Source organism: Paenibacillus jilunlii, assembly GCF_900102965.1.
Taxonomy (GTDB): Bacteria; Bacillota; Bacilli; order Paenibacillales; family Paenibacillaceae; genus Paenibacillus_AQ; species Paenibacillus_AQ jilunlii.
This window is the reverse complement of sequence record NZ_FNGM01000017.1, coordinates 53277-65587: the sequence shown is the minus strand read 5'-3', so window position 1 is coordinate 65587 and position 12311 is coordinate 53277. Positions and strand designations below refer to the sequence as shown.

9 protein-coding genes and 1 riboswitch are annotated in these 12311 nt (G+C 53.7%); of the genes, 6 read left to right on the top strand and 3 right to left on the bottom strand.

Going from position 1 to position 12311, the window contains the following annotated elements:
- Positions 1 to 7: 7 nt before the first annotated feature.
- The 5 genes from BLQ82_RS24005 (at position 8) to BLQ82_RS23985 (ending at position 7269) form a co-directional block, all read left to right on the top strand.
- On the top strand, positions 8 to 1171 hold the full coding sequence (locus BLQ82_RS24005) for an ABC transporter permease (protein WP_062523023.1): 1164 nt from the start codon (positions 8 to 10) through the stop codon (positions 1169 to 1171).
- Positions 1164 to 2324, top strand: a complete 1161-nt coding sequence (locus BLQ82_RS24000; RefSeq protein WP_062523021.1) for an ABC transporter permease — start codon at positions 1164 to 1166, stop codon at positions 2322 to 2324. The genes BLQ82_RS24005 and BLQ82_RS24000 overlap by 8 nt, the downstream gene beginning before the upstream one ends.
- A gap of 290 nt (positions 2325 to 2614) precedes the next feature.
- A complete protein-coding gene (locus BLQ82_RS23995) occupies positions 2615 to 2938 on the top strand; it encodes an L-rhamnose mutarotase (RefSeq protein WP_062523019.1) in 324 nt (107 codons plus the stop codon).
- Positions 2939 to 3208: 270 nt separating this feature from the next.
- Complete coding sequence (locus tag BLQ82_RS23990) at positions 3209 to 6211, top strand: efflux RND transporter permease subunit (protein WP_062523018.1); 3003 nt, start codon at positions 3209 to 3211, stop codon at positions 6209 to 6211.
- 431 nt (positions 6212 to 6642) lie between these two features.
- Positions 6643 to 7269, top strand: a complete 627-nt coding sequence (locus tag BLQ82_RS23985; protein ID WP_062523016.1) for a helix-turn-helix domain-containing protein — start codon at positions 6643 to 6645, stop codon at positions 7267 to 7269.
- A 127-nt stretch (positions 7270 to 7396) separates the two neighbouring features.
- Here BLQ82_RS23985 and gcvPB read toward each other — a convergent pair whose 3' ends face one another.
- The 3 genes from gcvPB to gcvT are packed head-to-tail and all read right to left on the bottom strand — an operon-like array spanning position 7397 to position 11327.
- Positions 7397 to 8857, bottom strand: coding sequence for an aminomethyl-transferring glycine dehydrogenase subunit GcvPB (gene gcvPB, locus BLQ82_RS23980; protein ID WP_062523014.1), 1461 nt, complete (start codon positions 8855 to 8857; stop codon positions 7397 to 7399).
- Positions 8854 to 10206, bottom strand: coding sequence for an aminomethyl-transferring glycine dehydrogenase subunit GcvPA (gene gcvPA, locus BLQ82_RS23975; protein WP_062523012.1), 1353 nt, complete (start codon positions 10204 to 10206; stop codon positions 8854 to 8856). The genes gcvPB and gcvPA overlap by 4 nt, the downstream gene beginning before the upstream one ends.
- A complete protein-coding gene (gene gcvT, locus BLQ82_RS23970; RefSeq protein ID WP_062523010.1) occupies positions 10203 to 11327 on the bottom strand; it encodes a glycine cleavage system aminomethyltransferase GcvT in 1125 nt (374 codons plus the stop codon). The genes gcvPA and gcvT overlap by 4 nt, the downstream gene beginning before the upstream one ends.
- A gap of 183 nt (positions 11328 to 11510) precedes the next feature.
- Positions 11511 to 11607, bottom strand: a riboswitch (glycine riboswitch).
- A 184-nt stretch (positions 11608 to 11791) separates the two neighbouring features.
- Here gcvT and gcvH point away from each other — a divergent pair.
- On the top strand, positions 11792 to 12184 hold the full coding sequence (gene gcvH / locus BLQ82_RS23965) for a glycine cleavage system protein GcvH (RefSeq protein WP_062523008.1): 393 nt from the start codon (positions 11792 to 11794) through the stop codon (positions 12182 to 12184).
- The last annotated feature ends 127 nt before the right edge of the window (positions 12185 to 12311 follow it).

Genomic DNA, 12311 nt, shown 5'->3' with positions numbered 1-12311 from the left:
GGGTGAAATGAACATTTGGACGATTATGACATACGAGCTGCGCAGATTGTTCCGCTCACGCTCGATGCTGCTGAATATGTTTTTGCTGCCGATGGTGCTGATCTTTCTTCTGGGAGCCTCGCTGTCCGGGGTGGTCGGTGTCAAAAGCGCAACCAAGATAGAACCTGTACGGGTGGCAGTAGTAAATCCCGCAGGTGAAGGGCAGTCGGCCATGATTGCCGCTTTTGTGAAGCTGCCCGAAATTCAGAAGGTGATTGTTCCACAGGATGTTGAGAGCCGCCAGGCGGCGGAAAGTGGACTGCGCACCGGCAAGTACGGCTATGCGGTTATTGTTCCAGACGGCTTCGACCGCGAGGTGCAGCAGGGCGGCAAAGCGCAATTGGAATTTATTCTCGGCAAGAACCACACGGATAATTTGGCGGCGGGAACCGCTTTTGACAATTTTCTGAGCACGGTGAATTATAAGCAGGCGGCAGTGGCGGCACTTGGGCCGCAGGCGATGGCGGTGGAGGCTTCCTCTTCAGAGAACCACGAAGCGGTCAAGCTGGGCGATCTTAACAACGGGGGCAGAACCTATACGGCATCCCAATTTTATGCGGCATCCATGCTGCTGATGTTTCTGCTCTACAGCGGAATGACAGTCACCAACTCTCTTTTCAGCGAAAAGGATAACCATACCCTCCACCGGATCAATTCGATGCCGGTCAAAGCCTCGGAGCTGTTCATCGGCAAAATGCTCGGTGTAGGCATCGTGTCCATCATTCAGTGCCTGGCGATTATTCTGCTAAGCGATTGGTTGTTCGGTGTTTACTGGGGCAACCGCCCGGGTCTTCTGCTGCTGTTCTGTCTGCTGATGATTATTGCTTCCATGACGCTGTCCATTGTAGTCTCCTTGTTCAGTAAAACGGCGGCGAGCGCAAGAAGCATCATTAGTGTAGTTACGGTATGTATGACCTTTATCAGTGGAGGAATGGCTCCTCTCCCGGATTCCTGGGTAAATACCATAGGTGCTTTTACGATTAACCACTGGGTGCTGCAGGCGATCGTCCGGATGATGCTGCATTCAGAACTGTCACAGCTTGCACCGAATCTGCTCATGATATCGGTCATCTGTCTGGTGATGCTCTGCGGAGCGATTTTCTCATATTGGAAGGTGGGCTACCATGAATAAAATACTGGCGATTGCCTGGAATATGGTCAAGCGGACGATCGCGTCCCGCACGGGCATGATTACGTATATTTTGCTGCCGAGTATTGTCGTCGCCGCTATTATTTCGGTTACCGGAGGGGTGGAAGGCGATAAGCCAACGGTACTGTACAGCAATATGGATACGGGCGCAGCGGGACAGCATCTGCTTGCTGAACTAGAGAACACCGGCGATTACAAGCTGGTTGCCCGCAGTGATGAAACGGCACTGAGAGAAGGTATTATTCAGCAGGAAGGCGCAGCGGGCATATCAATTCCGGCGCAGTATACCGCCCAGCTTGCCCATGGACAGCAGCCTGAGCTGAGCGTATACGAGCTTAGGGCGTCAGAAACCTCGATTTTGGTCAAAATGAAAGTGAACACAATTGCGGGTGAAATCCTGGAAACTGCCCGGACCGTAAACGCCGTTAACGGAGGAGCAGGCGATGCAGAGGCTAAGCTTGGTGCGATTCTGAAGCAGGCGGAGCTGCATAATGTCGGAAGTACACGTACCGATTATGATCTGTATCCCCGGCAAACGCTTGGCGTCATTACAGGGCTGACACTCATGTTCCTCATGGGGCTGGTAACAAGCACCGTCTCCCTGATTATGGACGACCGCAAGGGGCGGACGATGATGCGGATGTTCAGCGCCCCGGTCCGTTCTTATGAAATTGCGCTGGGTAATTTTTTGGGCAGCTGTATGGTGGGCATCCTCCAGATTGCCGTTGTGCTGACGCTCGGAAAATGGGTGCTGCGTTATGATTATGAGGTTCCGATGTACCTGTACTTCCTTGTCCTGGCAGCTTTTATGCTTGTATCCATGGGGATTGCCAGCACGGTAGCGGGGCTGGTCCGCAATCCGGGCAACGCAGGTATGCTGAATGCCCTTATTCTAACACCAACCTGCATGCTGGGCGGCTGCTTCTGGCCGATCTCGGTGATGCCGGACTATATGCAAAAAGCGGCCAACTTCGTGCCGCAGAAATGGGCCATTCAAGCGGTGGATATCGCTGCAGCCGGTGGAAGCTGGAATGAGCTATGGCTGCCTTTTGCCGTCCTGGGGCTCATGGCCGCGGTGCTGCTGGCGATTGGCTCGGCCATTCTCCGTCCGAATGAGGCGGGAATCAGCGCTTAGGCTTGCAGCCCCTGCCGTTAAAGGAATAGAATCAGCCTGCTGTATCCGGGCCGGAGCCGGAGAGGCAGGCTGATTCCTTTTTCAAAGCTATAAAGGGTTAGGTGCAGCGGCCATTTCTTAATCATAGGAATCAAGAGAAAATATGGTATACTACTTGCAAAGTTGTTAGCGGAAATCTATTAAAACAGCAAAATGTAAGCGCTAGCAATTCATTTATGCTTCCGAAACGGGTTTTAATGCGATTGAGTTCAGGAAGTGATGCTTTACCATACTTTTAGGAGGATGAGAACATGGGCAGCCACAAATTAGCTTGGACCTGGCGGGTGAAAGAGGAGAACCTGGAGGAGTATGTGCAGATGCATCTGAACCCCTGGCCGGAAATTATGGAGGAGCATTCCAAGGCCGGAATTACGAATTACTCTATTTTTCAGAACGGCAATCAGTTTTTTTATTGCTTTGAGTGCAAGGATACGGAAGCGGCTTTTGCCTACATCGCCCAGAGTGAGGCCTGCAACAGATGGAATGCCATAACCTCGAAGATGGTCGAAGGCTCCTTTGACTTCAATGAGGAAACGCCGATGGTGCCGCTGCGCGAGGTGTTTTATCTGGAGTAAGGTTATCTCTGCTAAGTGAACAACCCTTCGGCTTGCTTATTAAGCTCTTCTTCCACGGAAGAAGGGCTTTTTTGTACTGTGTGAATTTAACGCTGCACCAGACTGCTCTGTCTCTGGAAGGAGAAGTTCCCGGTCTGGAGAACGAGAGCGAAACCCATCGCCGGGCGGTTTTGGAGATGGCCTTCAGGCCCTACACTTAGCTAAGTGAGCTATACATAAGAATTAGACGCAGAGAAACCTATTTTTAAGGAATGGAAGGGGAACAGAGAAATGACATGGTTAACAAAATGGTCGTTCGGCAACAAGGGGGCTGTGGGGCTTCTGGTTGTCATGTCACTTGTGGTGGGGATCCTCAGCTATACCTCGCTGCCAATGGAGTTTATGCCGGAGGCCGATAATCCTCAGGTTACCGTTACGGTACTTGGTCCGGGCCAGGATGCGCATTCCATGGAAGCGAATGTGACGAAGCCGATTGAGTCGGCTACCTCTGCCGTGAAAGGCAAAACCGAGCAGATGTCCACCTCCGGAGACGGCTATGCGAAGGTAGATATTTATTTTGACGGCAAAACCAATATGAAGGATGCGGCACAGGAGGTGGAGAAGGCGGTCGGCGGACTGCATTTCCCCGAAGGGGTCATGGACCCGTTCATTGTGCAGCTGAACACCTCGATGATTCCGATCTCCCAGCTCACGATATCCTTCGATGAAGGGATCACCAAGGACAATCTGAAGCTTGCCGAGGAGACCATCATTCCCGAGCTGCAAAAAATCGACGGAGTAGCGAATGTAGCCCTGTATGGCAAAACGGCTCCGCAAGTCAACGTGAAGCTTAATCCGCAGGCGATGGCCGCAAAAGGCGTAGCTACAGCCCAGGTGCTGGGACTGCTGCAGGGACGGAGTGTATCGGCTTCGATTGGAGAGCAGACCATTGGCGGGCAGACGGGGAATGTGAATGTGGTTTCCTCGATTGACAGCATCGATACGCTGAAAAAACTGGCGGTCGCTCCCGGTGTTACCTTGCAGGATATCGCTGCTGTGGAAGCGGTGACGGATCAGGAGAGCGTCAGCCGTTCGAACGGCAAGGATGTATTGTTCGCTGTCATAACGAAGGAAGCCAATGCCAATGCAGTCGATGTAGGGGACAAGGTACGTGACGTTGCAAAAGACCTGACCGGGTCGGTCAAAAATGCAGAGGTCGCCGTCATCTTCAGCACCTCGGATATGGTGGTCACCTCCGTTAACAGCATGATGCGTGAAGTTCTGCTCGGGGCATTATTTGCGACGATTGTCATTCTGATCTTCCTGCGCAATGTGCGCGCCACCCTGATTACCGCGGTATCGATTCCGCTGTCGCTGGCAGTTACACTTTATTTGTTGGACGTGTCCGGCATTACCTTGAATATTGTAACGCTGGGCGGTGTGGCCGTCGCCGTCGGGCGGCTGGTCGATGACAGCATTGTCGTCATTGAGAACATCCACCGCAGGATGCAGAAGGAGCCCTTCTCCATTCACATGATTATCAGCGCTACCCGCGAGGTCGCAAGGGCAATCACTACATCGACAATCGCTACGGTTGCTGTATTTCTGCCTATGGGTCTGCTGAATGGAAGCCTGCAGGCGTTCCTGCTTCCGTTTGCGCTGACGGTAACTTACTCGCTGCTGACTTCACTGGTAGTGGCGCTGACCGTGGTTCCGCTGCTAAGCTCCTGGCTGCTGCGCAGCTCTTCCCTGAAGGAGCATGAGCCGTCCAGACGGTTCAGCCATTTTCTGGAATGGAACCTGCGCCATAAATGGATTACGCTGACGCTGGGTCTGGTGCTGCTGGTCGGCTCCGTTGCCGCCTATGTTACCATGCCCAAAGGGGCGCTGGATGCTTCGGATGCCAGCAATGTTACCGTACAATTGGTCTACCCCAATGACGTTCCGGTGAAAGAAGTGCTGGAGAAGGGCAAACAGCTGGAAGCCGAACTAATGAAACAGCCGCAGGCCAAAACCGTAATTATGATGACCGGCAACAGTGCCGACTCGGCACAATGGGGGAGTGTGACATCGCTGACCCAGGTGGATTATACCGTGATGATGAAAAAGGATGCCGATGCGCAGATGTTCCTGGACCAGGTTCGCGGGTGGCAGGAATCCTATGCGGGGGCAACACTGACTGCCAATGAGTCCAGCATGATGGGTGGAAGCTCGACCAGTGAATACGTAGATATCGTTGGAGATGACCTGAAGTCTATCAATTCAGTGGCTCAAGCCGTAGCTGCCAAAGTGAAAACCGTAGACGGTGTACAAAAGGTCACCAGCAACATGGAGGATACCAAGCCGGTGTTCGCTTTCAAGGTAAACCCGGCTGCTGCGAATGCGCAGGAAATTTCCATGCAGCTGGCAGCGATGCTGAATCCGGTTCCGCTGGGGCAAATAGAACTGGACGGCTCGCCTGCCGGAGTGGTATTGGAGCCTGTGCTGCAGCCGAAGGAGCAGAAGGATCTGGAGAATATCACGATTATGACTGCCGGGGGTCCTCAGCCGCTCTCCACGTTGGCTTCCCTTGAGGTCACCGACCAGCCAGCCATGCTCTACCATAAAGACGGCAAGCCGTATGTGCGCATTACCGCCGAAGTCGATCCGAAGAAGGTATCAGCCATTGGCGCAGATATCCAAAAACAAACGGACAGCATTACCCTGCCTGAAGGAGTAACATTGTTCGCAGGAGGTGCTTCGGCAGATCAGGCCGGAGACTTCAATGACCTTGGCATGACAGCGCTGATCTCCATCGGTCTCGTCTATCTCATCATGGTTCTGACCTTCAAAACACTGCGTGCACCGCTGGCCATTATGTTCTCTCTGCCGCTTGCGGCCATCGGAGCAGTGGTTGCATTGATTATTTCCGGTGTAACTCCCGACTTCACGGCCTTGTTCGGAGCCTTGATGCTGATCGGTATCGTTGTTACCAATGCGATTGTACTGATCGACCGCATCAAACAGAATGAAGAGCATATGAGCGTACGTGAGTCGATTATCGAGGCCGCCGGAACCCGGCTGCGTCCGATACTGATGACGGCCATCGCGACCATCTGCGCCATGCTGCCGCTATTGTTCGGGCATTCCGAGCAGGGCAGCATTGTCTCCCAGAGCCTCGCGATAGTAGTCATCGGCGGCTTGACCGCAGCCACACTGCTGACACTGGTGGTTGTACCGGCCATCTATGAGCTGCTGTATTTCCGTAAGTCCGCTAAGGAACGGACACAAGAGAAGACTTCGGCTGCGGCTTAGGCAGTTCGTTGAGCAGAGCTAACTTAATCATCCTATAACAAGAGCAGTGCGGAGATCTCCGCACTGCTCTTAGTCGAATAAAAGATATTTTTTCAACTCTTATTCGTAAGATTAGCCCACTGTCAATTGTCCTATAAGTATCCTATGATATATTTATTATTATAATAGCCACTGGCAATTTGTGGGTTGCAAGATAAGGGAATGGTTGTAACAAATGCAGATGGATCAGTTAACGAAAACAGGGGGCGTTTGTATTGACAACCTTCAATTCCGGGATAAAAATGTGGTGTTCGCCGGAGGATCTTCCAGCAGTGCAAGCTGCATCTTTTCGTCAAACGAATGCTTCAGATCTACATAGTCCGCTCCAGTCCTCACAGATTTCCTCTGTAATAGAAAGTAAAGCGATCTATAGTGAGGCTATGGTGGCATCCATGAGAGCTGAAATGGTGGACATCAGCCGGTTTATTCCGATTCCTTATGTGGTGTTTCTGACAGATGAAGAAGGGAAGATTCTTGACCTGATCTGCTCATCGGGGAGTCTTCAGGAGAATATGGACTGTGCCGGGCTGAGGCAAGGCGTTAATCTCTCCAAGCGCTATTCGGGCTTGAATGCAGTTTCGCTGGCTATGGAGATGAACCGTATAGGAGTGGTGCGGGGAAAGGAGCATACGGACGCTGTGTTCCAGAGCTGGAATTGTGTCTGTGCACCGCTCATTCTGGACGGCGGCACGCAGGGTTATGTGGATATTTCTTTTGATGCCGGCCAGCATATTGAATTTGCGATTCCTTTCGTACAGCAATTAGCGGAGAATGTAGCATATAAACGAATGGTTAACAATGCGGGTCTGCAGCAATTCAGACGGGAAAAGGCGCTGGACAAATACAAGCTGACCGGGAGAGAGAAAGAGGTTGCTTCACTATGGCTCTCCGACAAAAGTGCGCTGCATATCTCCAACACGCTGGGTATCAGCGAGGGCTCCGTACGCAATGTCGTGAAGAGCATTTATATTAAAATGAATGTAAGCGACCGTTCCCAATTCGCCAAGAAGCTTGTGTAAACGATAAATAAGGCTAATCCGCAAAAAAGTCAGGAATGACTTCGGGATTAGCCGCTGTAGGTGATGCTGCGGTATGGTTCTTAGAGAAGGACGGCGTATCTGCGTTGCTTATTGTAATACCGAAAGCTTAGCCGCAGGAGCAGTTCAGCACCGGCTTGCGTGCAGCCTGTGTCTCGTCGAGACGGCTGATCTCCGTCGTATGGGGAGCATTAATGACGATTTCCGGTGTTTCCTGGGCTTCCTTCACGATCTGAATCATCGTTTCGATGAAGCCGTCGAGCGTTTCTTTGCTTTCGGTTTCGGTAGGCTCGATCATCATGCACTCTTCTACCGTCAGCGGGAAGTATACAGTTGGCGGGTGGTAGCCGAAGTCGAGCAGCCGTTTGGCCACATCCAGTGTGCGTACACCGTACTGCTTAAGGTTTCTGCCGGACATGACAAATTCATGCTTGCAGATGCCCGGATACGGAATTTCAAAATAAGGTGCGAGCCGGTGCATCATATAGTTGGCATTCAGCACGGCGTTCTCGGAAACCTCGCGCAGGCCGTCCGGTCCGTAGGTACGGATATAAGCGTAGGCACGGACCAGGATGCCGAAGTTGCCATAAAAGGCTTTGACGCGTCCGATGGATTCCGGACCGCCGTAATTCAACGAGTAGCTGCTATCTTCGTTCTGTACCACTGTCGGCTGCGGGAGGAACGGGATCAGCTTTGCCTTCACGCCGACCGGTCCGGCTCCCGGACCGCCGCCGCCGTGCGGGGTGCTCATTGTTTTGTGCAGATTCAAATGCACAACGTCAAAGCCCATGTCGCCGGGGCGGGTAATGCCCATAATTGCATTGGAGTTCGCTCCATCATAATAGAGCAGCCCCCCGGCTTCGTGTACAATCCGGGCGATTTCCACGATTTGTGTCTCGAACAATCCTAGTGTGCTCGGGTTGGTCAGCATGAGGGCTGCGGTGTCGCTCCCGACAGCTGCCTTTAGAGCCTCGAGATCGACCATCCCTTTGTCATTGGAAGGGATCGTTACGGTTTCCAGACCGGCTGCAGAGGCACTGGCCGGGTTCGTGCCGTGCGAGGAATCAGGCACGATGACCTTGGAGCGGGTTTCGCCGCGGCTCTCATGGTAGGCGCGGATCATCATCAGCCCGGTCCATTCACCATGGGCCCCGGCTGCTGGCTGCAGGGACACAGCATCCATGCCGGTCAGGGCAGCCAGATCCTTTTGCAGGGTATGCATCAGTTCGAGTGCCCCCTGAATGCTCTCTTCCGGCTGGTACGGGTGAATCTTGGCCAGGCCGGGGAAACGGGCGACATCCTCGTTAATCTTCGGATTGTATTTCATCGTGCAGGAGCCGAGCGGATAAAAGCCGTTGTCGACGCCGAAGTTGCGGCGGGAGAGCGCGGTATAGTGGCGGATGACATCCACTTCCGATACCTCCGGCAAGACAACGGGCTCACTGCGCAGCAGTCCCGCCGGAATCAGCGCATCGATGTTTTCTTCCTGTGGAACATCGCACTGCGGCAGGGAATAGGCCGAGCGGCCGGGACGGCTAAGCTCGAAGATCAGACTTTGTTCCGGTTTCATATACAGCCCTCCAGTGCGCCTTTGAATTGGTCAATTTCCGTTTTGCTTCGTTTCTCGGTTACGGCAACCAGCATATGTCCGGCCAGCTCGGGATAATCCCGGCCCAAATCATAGCCTCCAAGGTAGCCTTCCTTCAGCAGCTTGGAGTTGATCTCACTGACACTGCTTCCTTCCGGCAGCTTCAGGACAAATTCATTGAAGAACGGTGCCGTAAACGCAGGGGATGCACCGGTTATTTCGCCGAGCTTGCCCGCAGCATAATGGCTCTTGCGGATATTCAGTTCCCCAACCTCGCGCATGCCCTCTTTACCCATAACGGACAGGTAGACGGAAGCGCACAGCGCAAGCAGCGCCTGGTTGGAGCAGATGTTGGAGGTGGCTTTTTCGCGGCGGATATGCTGCTCGCGTGCCTGCAGTGTCAGCACGAAGCCGCGTTTGCCGTTACGGTCAACGGTCTGGCCGACGATCCGGCCCGGCATGCGGCGCATAAGAGGTTCGGCTACGGCGAAGAAGCCGCAGGTTGGACCGCCGAGAGAAGCTGGGATGCCAAGCGGTTGAGCGTCACCGACTACGATGTCGGCGCCAAGCTTGCCCGGCGTTTCGAGAATGCCAAGAGCGAGCGGGTTGGCGCTGACCACGAACAGGCCTTTGACGGCATGAATCAGCGGCTCAATGGCGCCAAGGTCTTCTATAGCGCCGAAGAAGTTCGGCGACTGCACCAGTACGGCAGCCGTGTCGCCGTCGATCGCAGCGGCGAGTTTCGCCTGATCCGTTACTCCGTCTTTGTAGTCTATTTCTACAACATCGAGGCCCCATGCACCCGCAGAGGTGCGCAGTACCTGGCGTGCTTCCGGATGTACCGTGCGGGAGACGACCAGCTTTTTGCGTTTCGTCGCACCGGCGGCAAGCACAGCGGCTTCTGAGAAGGCGGTTGCTCCATCATACATACTGGCATTGGCTACCTTCATGCCGGTCAGCTCGCAGATATAGGACTGGAATTCGAAGATTGCCTGCAGCTCGCCCTGGCTGATCTCCGGCTGGTAAGGGGTATAGGCGGTATAAAATTCCGAGCGGGAAATGACATGGTTAATGACAACGGGGATATGGTGGTCATACAGCCCTGCGCCAAGGAAGCTGGCGTGGGTGTCGAAGCTAGCATTTTTGTCGGACAACTCTTTCATATGGCGCAGCAGCGCGTACTCATCAAGCGCTTCTGACATCGGCATCGTTCCCTGATAGCGGACAGCTTGCGGGATATCGGCGAACAGCTCCTCCACGGACTGAATCCCGACAGCCTCCATCATCTCCTTGCGGTCTTGCTCGGTCATCGGCAGATAACGGTGCTTCATTGCGGCTTCACTCCTTGGCTCTTTTTATAAAATGGTGCTTTGACCACGGCCGCCTTAAGCTGCTTGCCGCGGATCTCCACATAAACCTCTGTTCCGATTTCTGTATAGGCGGCATCCAACAGGGCCAGGCCCAGATTGCGTTTCAGTGTCGGGGACTGCGTGCCTGTGGTAACTTCCCCGATCTTCACTCCATCCGCATAGACCGGATAATGGGAGCGCGGAATGCCGCGGTCAATCATTTCGAGGCCCACTAGGCGGCGGGGCAGTCCGGCTTCCTTCTGCTTCAGGAGCGCGTCTCTGCCGATGAAGCCGGCTTTGTCCAACTTCACGAAGAACTGGACGCCTGCTTCCAGCGGCGTAATATCCGCCGACAGCTCCTGGCCGTAAAGTGGCAGTTTTGCTTCGAAGCGCAGCGTATCGCGTGCGCCAAGCCCGGCGGGAGTCAGACCGTGCGGGGCACCTGCGGCAAGCAGGCCGTTCCACAGCACAGCCGCTGTGTCCAGCGGGGCGTACAGCTCGAATCCGTCCTCGCCGGTATATCCGGTGCGGGAGAGCAGAACCTCCACGCCGCAGACTACGGCGCGCTCGATAAAGTGGAAGGGGGCAAGCTCCGCGAGGGGAGCCGTTGTCACTTCGGCCAGGATCGTTTCGGCCAGAGGTCCCTGCAGTGCGAGCAGCAGCGTCTCATCCGAGACATTTGTCAGCGTCACTCCGCTGAATTCATCAGTAAGATGCTCCTGCAGCCACTCGAAATCCTTGTCGATATTGGAGGCGTTGACGACCAGCATGTAACGCTCTTCGCCGAGGCGGTAGACCAGGAGATCATCGACGACTCCGCCGGTTGGGTAGAGCATCAGCGTGTACTGCGCACCGCCATCCTGAAGACGGCTGACATCGTTGGTGGTCATCAGCTGCAGGAAGGCCTCTGAGCCACTGCCGCTGACCATGAATTCACCCATATGCGATACATCGAACAAGCCAGCCTGCTGGCGGACAGCCTCATGCTCTTTCACGATTCCCGTGAACTGCACCGGCAGCTCCCAGCCGCCGAAATCAATACATCTGGACTCCGCGTAGGCGGAGTAGAGATCGTAAAAAGGCGTTCTTTTCAAAGCATCCATCTGCTCACTCCCTTGTCTGATTACATGCGAAAAAGGACAGGCGAAAGACAAATATGCACAACCCGCATATAAGTCCTTCGCTCTGTCCTTTGTACCTGAGAGTTACCCTGCCGCCCAGCGCGCAGGTTTCCCCGTTGGTGATCCAGACCCTGCCAGGCGGGGCCGGATAGCTCTCCAGAGATGCGTCCGGCAAAGGTCCTTTTGCCTGAGAGATTCACCCTCCCGGGCTTACTCCTTCGGCGCTGTCTTCCTGTGAGACAGTCTCTCCCTATGCCATCATTCGCAAACCGTATTGTTTTCTACTGACTCCATTAAACCGGGTATACAACTCCGCTGTCAACAAAAAAACGTCAAAAAGATGACAAATTTTATTTTCCTGTTAGTTATATTGACATTGAGCAGCGCGATAACTTAGTCTATAACTAATTTTACAACTCCAAATTTGGAAAAGAGGCGGCTTAAGAATGAGTGAAGTGCTAGACAACCTGTTGTACAGCGAAGAGCACGAATGGGCACAGCAGGGTGAAGGGCGCATAGTACGTGTCGGGATTACGGATCATGCCCAGCATCTGCTTGGCGATATCGTATTTGTGGAATTTCCTGAGGTTGGCACAGCCATCTCGGCAGGCGACAGTGTAGGCAGTATCGAATCCGTCAAGACGGTGTCGGAGCTCTATTCCCCGGTATCGGGAACTGTGACCAAAATCAATGACGCGCTGGAAGCCAGCCCGGAATTGATTAACGATCAGCCATACAGCGGCGGATGGATTTTTGAGCTGGAAATCACTGGGGAGTTCGCGGAGGCGGCATCCGGACTGCTTGCGGCGGCAGCTTACCGCGAATTGATCGGAGAATAAAATACCAGGAAGACGGCGGTTTTCCGGCTTTTAAAAAAGGCAGACCCTTCACATTACATTTATTGTCACTAATGTGTGAGGTCTGTCTTTTTGTGATATTTTATTTTGGGAAGATATTCACATGCTG